Annotated in this window: 21 protein-coding genes and 4 tRNA genes; 23 read left to right on the top strand and 2 right to left on the bottom strand. The window is 37.7% G+C overall.

Annotated elements, in window-relative coordinates:
* The first annotated feature begins 10 nt into the window (after nt 1-10).
* The 5 genes from AACV00_RS10380 to trpS all read left to right on the top strand — a co-directional run bounded on the left by AACV00_RS10380 (nt 11) and on the right by trpS (nt 1,935).
* Nucleotides 11-98: transfer RNA gene (locus AACV00_RS10380), tRNA-Ser, on the top strand.
* 6 nt (nt 99-104) lie between these two features.
* Nucleotides 105-180 (top strand) — tRNA-Thr (locus AACV00_RS10375).
* Nucleotides 181-429: 249 nt separating this feature from the next.
* A tRNA-Ser gene (locus tag AACV00_RS10370) sits at nt 430-517 on the top strand.
* A 6-nt stretch (nt 518-523) separates the two neighbouring features.
* Nucleotides 524-599 (top strand) — tRNA-Thr (locus AACV00_RS10365).
* 316 nt (nt 600-915) lie between these two features.
* Complete coding sequence (gene trpS, locus AACV00_RS10360) at nt 916-1,935, top strand: tryptophan--tRNA ligase (protein WP_012368094.1); 1,020 nt, start codon at nt 916-918, stop codon at nt 1,933-1,935.
* A gap of 99 nt (nt 1,936-2,034) precedes the next feature.
* Here trpS and AACV00_RS10355 read toward each other — a convergent pair whose 3' ends face one another.
* A complete protein-coding gene (locus AACV00_RS10355; RefSeq protein WP_036918602.1) occupies nt 2,035-2,772 on the bottom strand; it encodes a LexA family transcriptional regulator in 738 nt (245 codons plus the stop codon).
* Between the two features lie 249 nt (nt 2,773-3,021).
* On the opposite strand from AACV00_RS10355, the gene AACV00_RS10350 reads away from it, so the two are divergent.
* From AACV00_RS10350 to AACV00_RS10270, 17 genes are all read left to right on the top strand, one after another.
* On the top strand, nt 3,022-3,837 hold the full coding sequence (locus AACV00_RS10350; RefSeq protein ID WP_036918599.1) for an antitermination protein Q: 816 nt from the start codon (nt 3,022-3,024) through the stop codon (nt 3,835-3,837).
* Between the two features lie 380 nt (nt 3,838-4,217).
* Complete coding sequence (locus AACV00_RS10345; protein ID WP_004248367.1) at nt 4,218-4,517, top strand: phage holin, lambda family; 300 nt, start codon at nt 4,218-4,220, stop codon at nt 4,515-4,517.
* A 2-nt stretch (nt 4,518-4,519) separates the two neighbouring features.
* The gene (locus AACV00_RS10340) at nt 4,520-4,924 is read left to right on the top strand and encodes a hypothetical protein (RefSeq protein WP_017628006.1); all 405 of its coding nucleotides are present in this window, start codon (nt 4,520-4,522) and stop codon (nt 4,922-4,924) included.
* Complete coding sequence (locus AACV00_RS10335; protein WP_036918597.1) at nt 4,921-5,370, top strand: lysis system i-spanin subunit Rz; 450 nt, start codon at nt 4,921-4,923, stop codon at nt 5,368-5,370. Before AACV00_RS10340 ends, AACV00_RS10335 begins: the two co-directional genes overlap by 4 nt.
* A 36-nt stretch (nt 5,371-5,406) precedes the next feature.
* A complete protein-coding gene (locus AACV00_RS10330; protein ID WP_004248364.1) occupies nt 5,407-5,919 on the top strand; it encodes a phage gateway protein in 513 nt (170 codons plus the stop codon).
* 8 nt (nt 5,920-5,927) lie between these two features.
* On the top strand, nt 5,928-7,415 hold the full coding sequence (locus AACV00_RS10325; RefSeq protein WP_161680433.1) for a DUF3383 domain-containing protein: 1,488 nt from the start codon (nt 5,928-5,930) through the stop codon (nt 7,413-7,415).
* 10 nt (nt 7,416-7,425) lie between these two features.
* On the top strand, nt 7,426-7,878 hold the full coding sequence (locus AACV00_RS10320; protein ID WP_004243628.1) for a phage tail fiber protein: 453 nt from the start codon (nt 7,426-7,428) through the stop codon (nt 7,876-7,878).
* A 59-nt stretch (nt 7,879-7,937) separates the two neighbouring features.
* Entirely contained in the window at nt 7,938-8,396 is a 459-nt protein-coding gene (locus AACV00_RS10315) for a hypothetical protein (RefSeq protein WP_004243627.1), read from the top strand.
* Nucleotides 8,397-8,478: 82 nt separating this feature from the next.
* Nucleotides 8,479-10,782 (top strand): hypothetical protein, encoded by a 2,304-nt coding sequence (locus tag AACV00_RS10310; RefSeq protein ID WP_036918590.1) that lies wholly within the window; start codon nt 8,479-8,481, stop codon nt 10,780-10,782.
* A gap of 2 nt (nt 10,783-10,784) precedes the next feature.
* A complete protein-coding gene (locus tag AACV00_RS10305; RefSeq protein ID WP_004243624.1) occupies nt 10,785-11,273 on the top strand; it encodes a phage baseplate protein in 489 nt (162 codons plus the stop codon).
* 12 nt (nt 11,274-11,285) lie between these two features.
* Nucleotides 11,286-11,606, top strand: a complete 321-nt coding sequence (locus tag AACV00_RS10300; protein ID WP_036918587.1) for a phage baseplate plug family protein — start codon at nt 11,286-11,288, stop codon at nt 11,604-11,606.
* Complete coding sequence (locus AACV00_RS10295) at nt 11,575-12,387, top strand: baseplate hub protein (protein WP_004243622.1); 813 nt, start codon at nt 11,575-11,577, stop codon at nt 12,385-12,387. Before AACV00_RS10300 ends, AACV00_RS10295 begins: the two co-directional genes overlap by 32 nt.
* A gap of 2 nt (nt 12,388-12,389) precedes the next feature.
* A complete protein-coding gene (locus AACV00_RS10290) occupies nt 12,390-13,082 on the top strand; it encodes a Gp138 family membrane-puncturing spike protein (protein WP_036918584.1) in 693 nt (230 codons plus the stop codon).
* Nucleotides 13,079-13,423, top strand: a complete 345-nt coding sequence (locus tag AACV00_RS10285) for a hypothetical protein (RefSeq protein ID WP_004243617.1) — start codon at nt 13,079-13,081, stop codon at nt 13,421-13,423. Before AACV00_RS10290 ends, AACV00_RS10285 begins: the two co-directional genes overlap by 4 nt.
* The gene (locus tag AACV00_RS10280; RefSeq protein ID WP_017628010.1) at nt 13,416-14,603 is read left to right on the top strand and encodes a baseplate J/gp47 family protein; all 1,188 of its coding nucleotides are present in this window, start codon (nt 13,416-13,418) and stop codon (nt 14,601-14,603) included. The genes AACV00_RS10285 and AACV00_RS10280 overlap by 8 nt, the downstream gene beginning before the upstream one ends.
* Nucleotides 14,600-15,256, top strand: a complete 657-nt coding sequence (locus AACV00_RS10275; protein WP_004243615.1) for a DUF2612 domain-containing protein — start codon at nt 14,600-14,602, stop codon at nt 15,254-15,256. The genes AACV00_RS10280 and AACV00_RS10275 overlap by 4 nt, the downstream gene beginning before the upstream one ends.
* Before the next feature lie 5 nt (nt 15,257-15,261).
* On the top strand, nt 15,262-16,521 hold the full coding sequence (locus tag AACV00_RS10270) for a hypothetical protein (protein WP_237584969.1): 1,260 nt from the start codon (nt 15,262-15,264) through the stop codon (nt 16,519-16,521).
* A 192-nt stretch (nt 16,522-16,713) separates the two neighbouring features.
* On the opposite strand, the gene AACV00_RS10265 is transcribed toward AACV00_RS10270, so the two are convergent.
* Nucleotides 16,714-16,893, bottom strand: coding sequence for a GhoT/OrtT family toxin (locus AACV00_RS10265; RefSeq protein WP_017628013.1), 180 nt, complete (start codon nt 16,891-16,893; stop codon nt 16,714-16,716).
* Nucleotides 16,894-17,461: 568 nt separating this feature from the next.
* Here AACV00_RS10265 and AACV00_RS10260 point away from each other — a divergent pair.
* Nucleotides 17,462-18,004 carry a DUF924 family protein gene (locus AACV00_RS10260; RefSeq protein WP_004250729.1) on the top strand — a complete coding sequence of 181 codons (543 nt, stop codon included), beginning with the start codon at nt 17,462-17,464 and terminating at the stop codon, nt 18,002-18,004.
* Nucleotides 18,005-18,031 lie beyond the last annotated feature (27 nt).

The following is an 18,031-nucleotide window of genomic DNA, read 5'->3' as shown; positions in this document are numbered from 1 at the left end:
TTCGCGCTATGGAAGGATGGCCGAGTGGCTGAAGGCAGCGGTCTTGAAAACCGCCGATGGGAAACCATCCTAGAGTTCGAATCTCTATCCTTCCGCCAGAATTCGCCGGCTTAGCTCAGTTGGTAGAGCAACTGACTTGTAATCAGTAGGTCACCAGTTCGACTCCGGTAGCCGGCACCATATAAGAGCCCGTTATCTCGTAAGAGATAGCGGGTTTTTTCTTATCTTTTTCTCGCCTTTATTCATCGCTTTTATCTGTAAAGCACCATCATCACAAAGCAAAAACTCACAAAATTTAACCACTAAATTAATAAGTTATCGTTTTTTAGGCAAAATTCGACTGAAGTTTAAGCAAACAAATAAAAAAAACATTTTTTTTATCATCAGGACTGGACAGCAAGCTCAGAGATAGGCATAATTGCGCGCCATGGAAGGATGGCCGAGTGGCTGAAGGCAGCGGTCTTGAAAACCGCCGATGGGAAACCATCCTAGAGTTCGAATCTCTATCCTTCCGCCAGAATTCGCCGGCTTAGCTCAGTTGGTAGAGCAACTGACTTGTAATCAGTAGGTCACCAGTTCGACTCCGGTAGCCGGCACCATATAAGAACCCGTTATCTCGTAAGAGGTAACGGGTTTTTTCTTATCTCCACTTGTTGGGATAATGATGATCTTAGGATAATTTTCCTTGATTGACTTATAGATAAAATTGCTATACAACTAAATAAGTTAATAAGGAAAGATTGTGAATACAAGACCTCGCTCATTAAGATCAATTCAAAATTGGTGGCGCTTTATTTAAGCGGCACCTAGTCCTATTTATCTTTTATTTATATAAATAACACTATTGCCGCCAGAGCGCGGTGATGTTGTTTATGGCATTTCTCTGGCGGTATTTATCCCAACTAAGGAAATGCAATGAACAAATATCTCACTGAAAATAAATCGATAGTTTTAACAGGGGATCGGATCACTGGACCTTTACATCTTGGTCATTATATTGGCTCTCTTCAGCAACGTGTCGAATTTCAGAAGAAAGCGACACAATATATCTTAATGGCTGATATGCAAGGGTTAACCGATAATGGCTCAACACCTGAAAAGGTCAGTAAATTTCTTTTTGATGTGGTGGCTGATTATTTAGCTGTTGGTATTGATCCGAAACTTTCCACATTATGCTTACAATCCGCACTACCGGCTTTATCAGAACTGACTATGCTGTATTTAAATATTGTCACAGTATCTCGCTTAGAGCGTAATCCAACAGTAAAACATGAGATTTTGCAAAAAAATCTTTCTCGTTCATTGCCGGCGGGATTTTTAACCTATCCTGTCAGTCAAGCGGCGGATATTACTGCATTTAGTGCAGATATTGTGCCCGCAGGCGAAGATCAATTACCTATGATTGAGCAAACCAATGAAATCGTCACCAAAATAAATAGCTTAATAGGACAACCCGTATTGACAAGTTGTAAGGTCGTAGTAGGGCAAGTCGGTCGTTTACCCGGTACAGATGGTAGTGGGAAAATGTCTAAATCCTTAGGTAATACGATTAATTTATCATCCACAGCAGATGAAATTAAAAAAGCGGTTTATTCGATGTATACCGATCCGCAACATATTGATGTTGCATCACCAGGTCATATTGAAGGTAATGTGGTGTTCACCTATTTAGATGCTTTTTGCCAAGATAAAGCCATGGTGACAGCAATGAAGGCTCATTACCAAAGAGGAGGACTTGGTGATATGAAATGCAAAGCTATGCTTAATGATATCTTACAAGAGCTTCTGCAACCAATACGTGAAAAAAGAGCGCAACTTATTAATGATAAAGCTTATTTATTACAAGTGATCAAAGAAGGGAGCGATAAAGCGAAAGAAGTGACTCAACAAAAGCTTGATGAAGTAAAACGCGGTCTAGGATTATTGATCTTGTGAGCTATTGTATTTAAAAAAGCTAACATTAGGCTTAACGGTGAATATCAGTAAGCCTAGTGTTAGCACTATTCACTTTTTCATTCACTTTTCCTAAAGCGATCACCAGCCCATCACCGACCAATTAAAAACACGCCCTAAGATTTTTACTTCTTCTAAGGTTGATTCTTCATCAGGATAATCAATCGTATTATAGCTACGAATAATGATTTTATTATTGGGTAAGCGGTGCAAGATTTTAACTCTTAACAAGTCACCTTGCTGAATAGCGTAAATACCACCATCAATAATCTTAGTATGTCCTGTACTGATGGTTACAATAGAGCTGTCAGGAATAACCGGTGACATACTGTCGCCATGCACTTTAAAAGCAACAGCATCACTTGGCTGTACACCATATTGATTAAATGTAGAACGAGAGAATCTCAATAATTCCACCTTTTGATTATCAGTGGTACAACTGCCAAAACCTGCGGCCAATTCAATTGTTGAATAAAATGGGATCTCCACTTCATCTCGCTCTATAGGAGTACTATTATCCCAATCATTAACAGGTATTATTTCATTAACTGAAATGCCATCATTTTTCTTGGCGCCTCTGCCATATTCTAACCATTCAGCTCGAACATCTAGCCACTGACTTAAGGCTAAAATATTCGTTGAGTCAGGAACGGATTCACCATTTAACCATTTCCAGACAGCGGGCGCACTGACTTTTATTCCTTGTTTAGCCAATGCCTCTGTAATTCTTTTACCTAACCCTCTACCCGCAATCCCGGAGTCTAAGCAGGCTTCTTGTAGTCTTTTTGTGAATGCTAACTTATAGTCATTTTTAACCACTAGTTAATTTCCTTTTCTATCTTGCTTGACGTGACTTTAGTTACATACTAGCATTAACTAACAGTTAATAAAAGTATGTTAAACATGATTTGTTAACTAAATTAACCATAACGGATAGGTTGAGTATAAAATAGCATTGAGTGCATCAATACGCTAATGGTGATTTAAGCAGGCATGTAAGTGCCCCTAACTTGTTGTGGGATATGGATAAGCAAATAAGTCGTGACAGTAAATCAAAGGGAATATTGTATGAGATTAGCTGACTTACCTAAGTATTTTTCTCCAAAAAGTGTTGTATTAAGTGATGTTAGGACGCCTAAAGCTGTTGATTCATTATCCATTACGGATGTAATGGCTTCAATAAGCTTAGCGACCCGTAAAGGGCGAATGGGAATAGAGCTATTTTTAGCTAAGCACCACATTAACCGTCCCGAAGAAGCGATAGAAAGCCTGTATCAATGTGCATTAACTCAAGTTAACCAATATAAGATGATTGATAAGTTAGCTGAACATGATAAAGCTAAAGTTTTACATATTATCGCTGAATATGCTTTTCAGGATTATGCCAGAAGTGCAGCCAGCAAGAGAGCATGTCCTGATTGTGATGATGGCTTTATCGAAGTTGAAGTTTTTACCACCAAATGCCATGGTCGAAAAACAACCCTGCAGGTTACTCAAAATGCCAAACCTCATCTAAAAACAACCTCATCAAATAAACCTTCTTTTCGAGAGGTAAGGGAAGTAACACGCGTTATTTGCCCTACATGCAAAGGTAAAGCGGAAATTCGTTTAGCATGCCGTTGCCATGGACGTGGAAAAATTGTTGATAAAAAACAGACTGAATTACAAGGAGTTGCCGTATTTAAACCTTGTCGCCAATGTGCTGGACGCGGTTATCCTCGCCTTAAATTCAGCGAAGTCTTACAACAATTGCAACATGTGGTGAGTATTTCAAAAACGGCTGCTTATAGTCATTATAAACCGCTATTTGATTTTTTAGTGGCGGAATGCTTTAAAGAAGAGTCTTTATCAGATAAATTTCTACAAGAAGTTACTGTAAAATAATAATTTTCTATTTTTATTTATTTTTATGAAAAAATATTGTTGACTTAAAGGAAAAATAAGCATACTATAACTCCACAGTGAGAGATTTGTATCTAACAAGCTCTCAGCAAAATCTAAGAAGCCTCACTTTTGAAGTGGGGCTTTTTTGTTTTCAATATTTATCACTATCACACTGACCATTATATAAGCTTGGCGAGTTAATCGATCTCACTGCCAATAGGTTTATGTTATGGCATTTTTTATACTACGCTTTTATCTAATTTATTAGATAAATAAAACCGTCAATATATTCATATTAGCCTTGTGATTAAAATTAGATATGAAGAATGAATATATTATTAATGACATTTCCTCTGATTGGAGGTAAGCCATAAGAAATAATGAAAGAAAATCCAGATCTATGGGAACAAATATGCATTGTTCTTTATTCAATGAAAGAGCAAGGTATATCAGCCTTACTCGCTGGGGGAATGGCTATTCTTCGAAGTTTATATAACGCAGGAGGATGGAAAAAAACTTTTTTAGATGGACTGATGTGTGCAATGTTTGCTTGGTTTATCAAAGATATTCTCCTTTTATTTAGTATTAATCATCAATTTGCTTACTTAGCCAGTGTCTTTATTGGTTATGTAGGCATTGAACCTGTAAGCAAACTTCTTATCAGGAAAAATAGGAGTTAAAAATGGCTAAAATAGCGCGGGGTGAACGTAATAATAACCCAGGTAATATACGCCATGGTGCAAAATGGCAAGGATTAGCAAGCACGCAAACAGATAAAGATTTTTGTCAATTTATTTCACCAGAATATGGCATCAGAGCAATTTATAAATTAATTCAAACCTATCAAAATAAATATGGTTTAAATACAATTAAATCTATTATTTATCGCTATGCACCACCTAATGAGAATAATACATTGGGTTATATTGAGCGCGTATCAAAAGAAATAGGGATTGAAAGTAATAAACCTATTGATACCCAAATAAAAAAAGTTTGTATATCTTTATCTATAGCCATTATTAATATTGAACTGGGTTATCAACCCTATGCCAAAAAAGTATTTGAAGATGCTTGGTTGTTATTATGAACTATCTTACAAAAATCATAATAATCATTATGTTATGTTTAATTGCTGGACTTTTTTGGGTTATTGATAGAAATAAAATATTAAAACAAAAATATGTGAAAATTAATGAAACACTGACGCAACAGATTGTAGAAAACAAAAACTATCAATTAAGAATAAAGCAATTATATCAAATGGATACTCAACGTTTACAGGAGTTAGCCAGTGCCAAGAGCGAAATTAACCGGTTGCGTAGTTATGCTGAGCGTGATCCTGAGCGGGTGTACATCAGAGCCAGTTGTGCAACAAACGACGCCAATTCCACCCCCCGCGTGGATGATGCAACCCGCGCCAGACCTACTGACGCCGCTATCCGAAATTATTGGATACTCAGAGAAAGAATTGCTCAGTCAGAGTCCATCATCTTAGGTCTACAAGGTTATATTCGCCAAGAGTGTATTAATTAAAGTGATTAAAAAGGAGTGTAAAATAAAGGAGATGAAATGAATGATAATGATATTAATAAAGCTATTCGAGAGCAATTAATAAAACAATTAATAAAAACAGATATCAATGCTGAAGTTATTACAGGATATCAACCGGAAGAAATCACTGATAATAATATTATTATGTTTTTTCCTATTAAGGAGGTGAGCCAAGGTTGGCAGAAAAGAAGTTATGATGTTCAAGGTAATAATGCCAATCACACTGAACAACAACTTGTTGAGTTAACTTATCAAGTTCAGAGCTTTACTAAAAAACAATCTGATTTTACTGCAGGTGATTTAATTAGAACAACGCGAATGATCATTCATTCGCTGCCTTTTATTGAATCAATGAGAAAAAAAGGAATAGGAATACAACGTGCGACAGAAATTAGGCGTGCGCCAATAATTAATGAAGGAAATAGCTATGAACATAATCCTTCATTTGATTTTAATGTCACTTTTCCCAGCTCATTATCTCTAAACACTGCAGCTACACATTTACTTATATCTAATCTATCTCGTATTTAAGGATAAATATGTCTATTAAACAAACACGCTATGTTGATATTGCGAGTGCGGTGATTGGTGCCTCTACTGCACCAATGCGTAAACTGACCGCACGTATTTTTTCAACAAACCCTAAAATTCCAGCAGGGAAAGTACTCGAATTTACTTCTGGTCAAGTTGATGCGTTTCTGGGAGCTGATTCTCCAGAAGCGCAATTTGCCCGCCAATATTTTAGTTATGTGAGTCCGGCTCCCGTCAGCAAGCCTAAAGAGCTACAAATTGCCTCTTATGAGCCAATGGGACGAGCGCCAACACTCTTTGGTGGACCGGTTGCCACACTGGATAAATTAAAGCTGATTGAAGAGGGTGAGTTAACGCTGGTGATTGGCGATGTGACTAAAAAAATCAGCAAGCTCTCTCTTCAAGACGTGACGTCCTATAGTGATATTGCCTCTTTAATTCAAGCAAAACTCAATGCTGAAAGTGAGCCACAATTTGCCAGTTGTTATGTGACTTTTAATGCTATGGATAGTGCTTTCTTAATCAGCGGCGGTGTGCAAGAAAAAGCGCAGATTAGCGTCAACAACTCACCTCTTGCTGATGCCTTAGGGTTAAGTCAGGGACAAACTTCTGAGGGTAATGCATCACAGACTGCCCTTGAAGCATTTATGGCTGCAGAAGCTATTTCTGACTCATTTGGTAGTGCAACATTTTTAACCGAACTATCTATTGAGCAAAGTGTGGAACTGGCTGAATACGTAGCAGGTGAAAATGTCAAATACCAACTTTATTTATCGGTGCCAGATCAACAAGCTGAAATGTACAGCAAGGCATTAATGAATACCGCATCGACAGGGTTGAATTTAAAAACCGAGGAAAACTTTTTTGTGCAAGCGTTGCCTATGGCGATTATGGCAGCAACAGATTTTGAGCGTACTAATGCCACCACAAATTACATGTATCGACAATTTGGTATTACATTCCCATCGCAAGTTACCACAGATATGGTGGCCGATCTCTTAGATAAATTGCGCGTGAACTATTATGGTGAAACGGCGGTATCTGGCTCTGAGATCAGTTTCTATCAACGTGGTTTTTTATGTGGTAATGGTGCTAATCCAGTAGATATGAGCGTACATGCCAATGAGCAATGGCTAAAAGCGTATATTGCACAGCAGTGGCTTAGTTTACTACTGTCAACGCGCGGTATTCCTGCGAATAAAGATGGTGAAGCAAGAGCGATGATGATCATTGCTGGGGCAGTAACAAAGGCATTAAATAACGGCACTATTCAAACGGGTAAAGCATTAACAGAAGTACAAAAAATCGCAATTACAGATGCGGCAGGTGATGATTTAGCGTGGCACGATGTACAAAACAAAGGTTATTGGTACAACGCTGAAATCGTTGAACAAACAGGGCCAGGCAATTTACCGGAATACACCATGAAATATGTATTGATTTACGGTAAAGGCGATTGGGTTCGTAAAGTTGAAGGCTCACATAATTTAGTTTAAGGAACAAACAATGAACGATATTTCAGCAACAGGCTTAAGCCTTATTATTCAAGCAAGTAAAACATTTCCAGCGGGTATTCCGATCACCACCTTTTCTGATGAAGGTGATCCTTTAGATTTACCGACAGTTAATATTACACAAACAGCGGTAGATATTAATGGTAATTTGGTCAGTTGGTCTTCACCAACACCTCAAACGGTCACCATTAATGTGTTAGCGGGAAGTGAAGAAGACGAAAATCTAGCTATTTTGTTTGATGCTAATACAGCAAGACGGGGACGACGTCCTGCCAGTGATGTGATTACTTTAGTCGCTTCTTATGGAGATGGCTCTATTACCACGGCACGTAATGGACGTATTACTGGCGGTTGCCGAGGTAATTCAGTCGCAGGGGTAGGGCGTCTTAAATCTAAGCAGTACACTTTTATTTTCCAAGATTTTGACCGTGTTAGAGCGCGTTAATTATTAATCTTACTTTTTATCATGGCGACTTCGGTCGCCTTTTTTTATGGAGTTTTTATATGTTGATTAAACCAAAAGAGATCACGGTGATTGATAGTGATCGTCAACAGCATACCTTTATTATTAGCCGGTTACCCGCCACAATTGGACGAGAGATCTTGGCTAAATACCCATTATCAAATGCCCCTAAAATCGGTGATTATGAAGTCAGTAAAGAGGCCATGTTAAAGATGATGGCGTATGTTGCTGTAGAAAAAGAAGGCCAAGAAATTTATTTAAAAACCAGTACATTAATTGATAATCACGTCCCTGATGGGGAAGCGTTAATTCGTCTTGAATTAGAAATGTTAAAGTACAACACCAGTTTTTTCGGCAACGGCGGGAGCCAAAATTTCCTTCAATACCTATTAGGCAAGCTCAGCGGTTCTCTCCCGTCGATTATAAAAACGCTGATGGCTTCTTTGCCGTCATCATCTCAGCCGGCTTCGCCTCTTTCACAGAACTCAAAACAACCATAGATTTAGAGGAAGCTTTTGATCTGTGGGAAATTGCGATTACCAATCGTTATAACGAGGCGCTAGCGGCGTCCAAGGAGAGATAATGTCGCTATTACCCGTATTTAGTCAGGTACTGACGTTAGACGCGGAGGTATCTGATAACGCATTAAATAATATCAGGAAATCGACCAACGAAATTCTTGAGGAAATGAAGAAAATAGAGCAGGGCGCATCAGCAGGTATTAGTCGCTTTTTTGCCTTTGTTCAAGAAATAGCCGCCAGTTTTAACGAATTATCACTGGAGCCTGAAATAAACCTTTCGGTGGACAACCAAGAAATTATTCAAGCCTCTGAAACTGTTGAAAATTCGATACAACAAATCGTTAAAACGGCACTTAGTAGTACTCAAGAATTTGATACTTTTTTGCAAAATATCTTAACGGGGCTGACGAGTTTATCGCTTGATGAGCCCATAAATATTGAAATAAATAGTGGTGAAACACAAGAGAAGATCCATTCAATTACGTCAAGCATTGACGCTCTAAAAAATGCGATGTCAGTATTAAATTACACGAGAAATTTGCTTAGCAATGATGTGGATAGTGATGCAAGTCATCTTGCGAATTTAAATGCTGAATATCAGGCAATGGAAGATCAGCTTGCTTCATTAAATAATGAATTAACTTTATTAACTGAGGCAGAAAAGAAAAATAAAGAAAATAAATTAGTTATTGATGAGGTGATTAAAAATCTAGGTGCCGATTACGATCAATTTATCAGCACCATGCAAACCCAAGGTATTAAAGCGGCAATAGAAGAAGCTCAAGCTCAACGTCGATTAAGCAGTAGTGTTGATGAAACCGGGAAAAGTTATCAGCAAACCGTCGATAAAATGAAAGATTTTATCCTAAACGCCATAGGTGCAACGGATATTATGGGGACGTTACAAAAGGTATTTTCTGCGTCACTTGAACGTTCTCAAGAAATCGAATCATTAGATAAACTCAGTAAAAAAATGGGGGTTGCGGCGATTGATATTGACGCTTTTTCAGGTGCGATGGCTGCAATTGGTGGCACGAAAGAAGCTGCTCAAGCGGATTTAGCCGCTATGGCAACTGCGTTTGACGATACGCAAGATCCCATAGAGCAGCTTTTACAGGTCGCTGATAACGTTAAAAATATGAGTTTTGATGATGCCCAAAAAGAGCTGGAAAAATTAGGTGTTGTTGATGATAAAACCATCGAATTAATGATGAAAGGTCGTCAAGAGCTAGAGCGTACGATGGGGGTACAAAAACAATTCTCAGGTATCAACGACGACAGTATTGAAAGTGCGATCCAACTCAATGCCACAATACATAAATTTAGTCAATTAGCGGCACAATTCAAAAATAACTTTTTAGATATGATTATTCCTACGCTGGCAAAAGGTATGGAATGGTTTGATAAATTAGTCGATTTTTGTGTGAAAAATAAAGATATTGTGATTAGCTTTTTCTCCGCCATCGGCGCCGCTGTTGCTATTTATTATTTACCCGTCATGATCTCTGCTGCCGCATCGACACTTGCCATGGCATTACCTATTATTGCTATTGCAACGGTGATTGGTTTATTAGGTGTCGCCTTTAAACTCGTCTATGACGATATTATGAATTTTATTAACGGTAACGATTCCATGATCGGCCGTATATTAGAAAAATACCCAGTATTAAAAAGTGTGATCATGACGATATGGCAGGCATGGCAATCATTCTTTGAATATTTAAAAGAGGCTGTCACTGTTGTTGCTGATTTTGTTATTGCTGCATGGGATCTAATATCTAACTCATTTAATCAATTTATACAGACTCTAGAAATAGGGATTAATAATCTTATTGCTTGGGGGCAATCCATTATTGATATCTTTATTTTTGTTTCTGATTCAGTGGTGAGCCTATTTGAATGGATGTGGGGCTGTGTTGAAAAGATATTGGATTTTGTCGATGAAAAAATCAACCTAATACAAGATATATGGCAATCAGCCAAAAGCTTTTTCGGTATGGACGACGAAGAAAAAGAAATTCGTGTGGTGCAAAAGGTAGAGCGGCGATTAACAAATGAGGGGGAGCTTGACTATATCTTGCCACAATCTCAAACAGCGACACGATATTATAGTCCTATGCAGGAGGTTAAATCGTTAAATAACGGATTAGCAATATCGTCAAATAACAGTTTAAACCCGATGACCAGTCAAATGATCAGTAATCAATCAAGCATTAAAAACGAAAGTAATGTGCAAATTGGTGAAATCAAAATTGAAACTCAAGCCACAAATGGTGCGGAGGTGGTTAAAGAAATCAAGAAATCTTATACAGAGCAAGAAGCTAAAAATATATCGCAGAATCACTCTAGTGGCTGGAGGGTGTAATTATGATAACGGAAGTTAGAATTTTTGATTTAGCCTCTTTTACCACATTGTTTGATAGTGTTAACCCAACTCAAGTCACCATAGACGATAGCCACCAAGCGATTACATTTACGGTAGAAAATGGGGAAAGCCGCAGTGACCATGTGGTGATCAACCCTATCAGTATCAGTATCAGCTTATTGTTAACGGGCGATATTGCCAATGCTTATGCCACTATAAAACAGTTATATGACGAAAATACGTTAGTGGGTATTCAAACACGTGTTAGTACCTATCAACCAATGCTATTAGAAAGTCTTAGCCATGATGAAGATCCGTCAAAAGTAGACGCTATTGAGTTAAAACTCAAGTTTATTGAATGGAAAAGCATTGAGCCTGAATACAATAAAAAATCAGCTAAATCGACTAAAAAACCTAAGCAATCCTCAACGATTAATCGAGGAAATGTGAAAAGTAAAAAATCCATGCCAATAGGAAAAAAAGAGGGCTAGGAGGTAGAAAAAATGCAAGAAATACCATTACAAGCCATTCCTAATCAACGATTTTCTGTAGCAATAGCCGGTGTGAATTGGCAATTAAAGCTTAAAGTGGCTAATCAAACCATGTTTTGTGATATCGAGCGAGAAGGCGAAATACTTATTACAGGAATGCGCCTTGTTGCTAATACACCGATAATTCCTTATCGCTATTTAAATCAGGGAATTAATTTAATGTTTTTAACAGAGCATGATGCATTACCTTGGTATGAGGAATTTACCAAGACGCAATCATTAGTGTATTGGAGTGAGGAAGATGGATCTTCGACGAATAAGGCTCGGAATTGAAGTCGGAGAACGGCTTCAATGGTATGAGGGATTACGTATTTCAGCCAGTGGAACAAAGTATGCCAATCCATTACAAAATGAATGTAATGTCACTATCTCAGGGCTAAATGCACAAACAAGAGATTATCTGCTGACAGAAACCAGTCCCTATAATAACAATAAGCAAACGCGACGACTCTATTTGGAGGTCGGCCGAGTTAATACCGGATTACTCTCTTTATTTATTGGCGATATTGTCAGTGCTGAAATAGATTCACCTCCTGATGTGACGTTAACTTTATCGGCAAAAACCAGTCATCAAAGCGCGGGAAAAATTATTTCTTCCAGTGGCGGCACAATGCGCAGGCTGAGTGAAATAGCCTTGGCTATTGCTGATGATTGTGGGGTGAAACTAGATTTTCAAGCTACCGATAAGAATATTGCTAATTGGTATTATTGTGGCTCAGCATTGCATCAAATAGAACGTTTACAGGAAGCTGGGGACGTTAAAGCCTTTATTGATGATGATACGTTATTTGTAAAAGATGACGACAAAGCACTAAAAAGCCGTTTGCGTATTTTAAATATGAATTCAGGCATGATTGGCATTCCCAAAGCGACAGAAAGTGGGTTAACCGTAAGTTACTTAATTGATAGCACCTCTGAGCTTGGTGGAATGCTTCGCCTTGAGAGTAAATTAAACCCTTCATTAAATGGTGATTACATCATTGAGCAATTGGCGTTTAGTGTTGCCTCACATGAGGCTGATTTCAACTATACCGCAATTTGTAAACGAGCTTAATTATGAGTAAACCCAATAACGATATTGCGAGTGTTGGTTCACTGGCAGGGGCTTTCTCGTCCGCATTTCGCCATTTGATGATGAATACGGATGATATGTTGCCCGCAACAGTCATTGATTATGATGAAAAAAGCAATCGAGCCGTGATCAAACCACTGGTGATGATGTTAACCACGGATAAACAAACTATTTCACGAGCACCCGTTGCAAATATTCCCGTATTTCGCTTTGGTGGCGGAGGTTTTTTTATTAGAGCACCGATTAAAGCGGGAGATTTTGGTTGGTTAAAAGCTAATGATCGTGATATTAGCCTTATTTTTCAACGCGGTGGTCTAGAGGATAGACCTAATACCACCCGATTACATACCTTTAGTGATGCGATGTTTTTTCCTGACACCTTAAAAGGTTGGGTGATCGACGGAAAAAATATTGATGCTTTGGTTATTCAGTCAATGGATGGTTCTGTCTGCTTTTCTCTTCATAACGATAAAGTTGTACTAGAAACCCCCAAGTATGAAATCAATGCCCGAGAAACGATATTTACCGGCAATGTCACAGTGAATGGTAATTATGCGGTAAATGGAAATAGTGATTCTCAAGGGGGCGTGATGCGTCACAACGGGAAAGATATCGGTTCAACCCATCGCCATAGTGGCGTACAAGCAGGCAAAGATAACACAGGGAGTCCAATATGAGGACATTTGCTATAAACCAGCATAATGATCTGGTGATTGATGCTAAAGGTGATCTGCAAATTTGTGATAACGATGAAGCAGTAAAAAACCTTTGTCAGCATTTTATTAAAGCGGTTCGTGGAGAGATGTTGCATAAAAAAGATAAAGGTATTCCTTATTGGTCAGCAACATTTAGCCGTCAAGTTGATATTCCTTTATTTGAAATGGCCTTTCGACAACGTCTGGCTGAAATCGAGGAAGTTGTGGCTATCAGCCATTTTAATGCCTTTTTAGATAATGGCGTACTGAAATATCAGGCGGATATACGCACAATATATGGAGGATTTACATTACATGGCTGATTATCGATATATTAATAATAAAGGCGTTATTGTTCCTGATACGGCAGCGCTACGAAAGGAGGTAGAAGACGAATTTCGCACTGTCTTTGGGCAATCAATCAATTTATCGCCAGAAACGCCCCAAGGGGTTTTGGCAACAATGGAAATTGAAAATCGCGATGCCATTGTGCGTAATAATGCCGAACTTGCTAATCAAATTAATCCCGATATTGCTGGGGGTATTTTTCTTGATGCAATATGGGCGTTAATGGGAGGAGAGCGTATTAATGCCACACACTCCTATTTAAGTAATGTGGAATTTATGGGAGTGCCCGGCACCATTATCCCTAAAGGTTCACAAGCCCTAACGATAAATGGCGCAGTATTTGAAACATTAACCTCTCTTATTATCGCAGACACTGGAAAAATAACTGGGGATATGCGCGCTAAAGAGTACGGGCCTATCACTTGTGGTATTGGGCAATTAAATAAAGTGGCAAGTTCGGTATTAGGCTGGGAAAAAGTCAATAATACCACGCACGCTATTATTGGCCGTTATGCAGAATCTGATATTAAAGCCAGGCGTCGGCGTAAACAGACTCTCGCTAAAAATACCATCAGTGTTGCCCAAGCAATTACATCGTCCCTCTATGAATTAGCAGGGGTTAACTCTCTCTCTTTTCGAGAAAACTTCACTGATAAAACATTAACTATCGATGGTATTTCCTTATTGCCACATAGCATTTATGTCTGTGTTGAAGGGGGAGACAGCCATGAAATTGCCAATGTTTTATTAAGAACGAAAACAATAGGTGCGGCGTTTAATGGTGATATTGAAATAAATCTCTTAGAGCCAGCAAGTGGTCAAGAATATCCGATTAAATTTTCACGACCAAAAGAAGTGACGATTTTTTGCAAAGTTACCGTTAAAAAATCCTCTTTTGATGCACAAACCATTATTCCTGATGCACTAGAAAAATGGAGTCATGGAGAGATAGAGGGGGATAATGGGCTGGTGGTAGGGCGAGATGTCTCTCCTTTTGAGATCTCCGCTGCCGTCAATGCTGTGGAGCCACATTTATTTGTCACAAAAGTTGAGTTATCAACAGATGGAAAAAATTGGCATGTAGCATTAATTCCCATTGCCATTAATCAAATTGCCCGCTTACCTAAAGGGGCGATACAAGTGGTGATGGTATGAATATTCAACAGTTTGATTATCATTCCGATCTTTTACAAGCGATACTTTGGCAATATGAAAATGCCGATAAATTAAAATCACTGGCTCATTTTAAGGCAGACTATTTTCACCAATCCACCGTGTTATTTTGGCAAAATTGGTATCGCGATATATTTAATATTGATACCGCCAACGACTTTGGGTTAGCAGTCTGGGCGCGTATTTTAGATGTGCCTTTAGGCATTGATATTTCCCCAAGTGAGAAAACAAAAATAGGTTTTGGCTTTGGTAAAAAGAAAGCTAATTTTAACGCAAATTTTCGACGCAATACCGATTACACCTTATCACTGACGTTAGATCAAAAAAGAATGTTGATAAGAATGCGTTATTTCAATCTCACCCAAAGTCCGACGGTCACCAATATTAATCAATTTTTAAAACGTTTTTTCTGGCGAGGTGAAAGTAAAGTATTTGTACTTGATCCCTTTGATATGACGTATATGTATTACGTTTTTAATTTTAATCCCGATGAACGCTTACGTTTATTATTAGAAAACTTCGATTTAATGCCACGTCCTTCTGGCGTAGGCGTCAAATATCGCATCATAACTAAAAAAGCATTTGGTTATGGTTCATATCGTAAAAATTTCTTAAAGAGTAATTTCGGAGAATAAATCCTATGACTAAAATATTTAAAATCCCCTTTGCCACGCAAGGGGATAAAACAGTTGTGCCTGTTGAGATCCAAACAGATGGCTCAGTATCTTATACTCAAGGTTACGGTTATGATTATGAGCGTGACCAAGTCACTGATCCGGCTGCAAAAGATATTGAACGTGAAAAAATGAATAGCCTATTTCACGATATCACCGAGTCTATTGGTGAAATGCAATTACAAGGTTTTGCTAAATGGTCAGAAGCGGGCAAACCCTATGCTATTCGTAGTGTGGTTTATCATAACAATAAGGTATGGCAGTCTAAAATTGAGAATAATAATATTGAGCCTATTGCCGGTAATGCATGGGCTGAGTTAAAAGCTGATATCACTGCGAATGAAGTGGGCGCTTATAACAAAGCCGAGGCTGATAAGCGTTTTCAGCCGGTGGGTAAATATCAAGTGGAAGGTTATAGCTATGCAAAAGCGGAATCTGATACTAAATATCAACCCAAAGGCAATTATGCTCCTGCGGGAAATTATGCGAATAAAGGCGATAGCTATACCAAAGCGGAGTCTGATGGGAAATATCAACCTAAAGGCAATTATCAAGCATCGGGAGATTATGCTACCAATACCAATTTAAAAAATGAGCTTAATAAAAAATTTGATAAAGGTAATATTTCTCAAGCGACCGGAACCTCAACGGCTCATGTTATTAGCCAAAAAGCTGCCACTGATGCTTTTCAGCCAAAAGGGAATTATCAACCCAAAGGGAATTATGCATTAGTGGGTGCATCCTATACGAAAACGGAATCTGATAATAAATATCAACCTAAAGGCAATTATTTAGCGACAGGTTATAGTTATTCTAAATCAGAGTCAGATGGTAAATATCAGCCTAAGGGGAATTATCAACCCAAAGGGAATTATCAACCCAAAGGGAATTATGCAGTTATTGGGAGTAGCTATACTAAAGCGGAAAGTGATAGTCGATACTCGAAACAAAAAGTAACAGGTTGGAAAGAACTATATAATGGTAATTGGCTAAGTGGTGAGGGTGTTAATATAAATGAAGATATTCGAGGTAAAATAGTATGGGTTGATCTTGGTGGTAATCAATGGAGTTCATTTACTATGCCTCCTATAGATGATATTCCAATGTGGTGTGGTCACTCTGATAATAATTGGTGTGCATTCAAAACATCTAATAATGGTAAAAAAATACATCGCGCTTTTGGTAAAGGGAATACGGGAATAGTAAGAGTTTGTGTTATTAGTTAATCGATTTTATTATTTCTTTTATATTAATATATTTCTATATTAGTAAAATAAAAATTAAAGCTTAGTGATTTAATAAAGCTTTAATATTAATCTATAAGTAATTATATATGAGTGATAAATTATTATCTTTTTAGATGGTAATTAAATAACATATGCACTCATTATAGATAAATATTTTTTAAATTTAAATAACTAACCAAAAATAGAAAATATAATGGCCATTGGGAAACTCAATGGCCATGTTATTGCGATAAGAAAAGCACTCAGCAGGCGCATAGCTAAGCTGGGATCTTTGGTTAAAAAGAAGGTGATAATAAAAGAGAGTACAGCCCCAATTAGGTAGCCTATTCCAATAGTTGCAATAACAGACATAGTCGATCTTCAGTAAAAAAATTGCAGTAATTGTACGCTAATTTTGTTAAAGAAACAGACTAAGAAGAAAAAATTTTCAACAAATGTCATTAGCAATTGGTGTTTTTTTAGCATTTATTTCATTATTGATCGCATATTTTACTTAAGTAACATCCAACAAGCTTATAACAACTTTTCTTGTTTTACCGTAGCCTTTGCTACTGTAAGTCTTTTTAATACCCTAACACTATTTTTTAAGCTTTATCCCTTTTAGGCTTTTATCTATTCTATTAACGATCCCAAAGGGGGTTATAGTAACAACATCCTTATTATATTGATTACTAAGTTACATATATCATTAACAACATTGTTTAGAGTATAACTTGCTCATGGATGGGTAACACTTAAAGGAGCTAAGTGTTAACTAGGACGTGATTAAAATCCTCTTGTTGCCTTTAAAGAGGATTTATTTTTTTGTTTTTTTAAAGAAGCTCGATCCCTGTAACCTTTTTCATACTATTCATAGGTTAAAAATCAGTATACTTTAGAGATGATATTTCTTATCAATTTATATAAGGTGGTTATCGCTATGGTTCCTTACCAACCCGTATTAACCTTTTGGTTTGAAGAATGTACCCCAAAACAGTGGTTTCAAAAGGATAGCGCTTTTGATAAAGAAATTAAGGATAGATTTGGTGAGCTATGTATTAGCGCAAGTCGTGCAGAGCTTGCCTCTTGGCGCGAGAGCATTGAAGGGCGGTTAGGGGAAATTATTATTCTAGACCAGTTTTCACGTAATATTTGGCGTGATACACCAAAGGCTTTCGCCCAAGATAATATGGCGTTAATTCTTGCTCAAGAAGCCATTCGATTACCCGAATATCTCACCCTGACACCGGTAAAACGCAAATTTCTGATCATGCCATTTATGCACTCAGAATCACAAAAAATCCATCAAGATGCCATTGCGTTGTTTTCACAATTAAATGATGACGACACGTATCAATATGAATTACGCCATAAAGAGATTATCGATAAATATGGTCGTTATCCTCATCGTAATGAAATTTTAGGGCGTACTTCCACAGCAGAAGAGTTAGCGTTTTTACAACAACCCGGCTCCTCATTCTAAAAAGAAAAAATGCATATCTAAAAAGAT

This window comes from Proteus sp. G3927, from assembly GCF_963894685.1.
GTDB classification, from domain to species: domain Bacteria; phylum Pseudomonadota; class Gammaproteobacteria; order Enterobacterales; family Enterobacteriaceae; genus Proteus; species Proteus mirabilis.
This window is presented reverse-complemented; position numbering and strand designations above follow the sequence as displayed.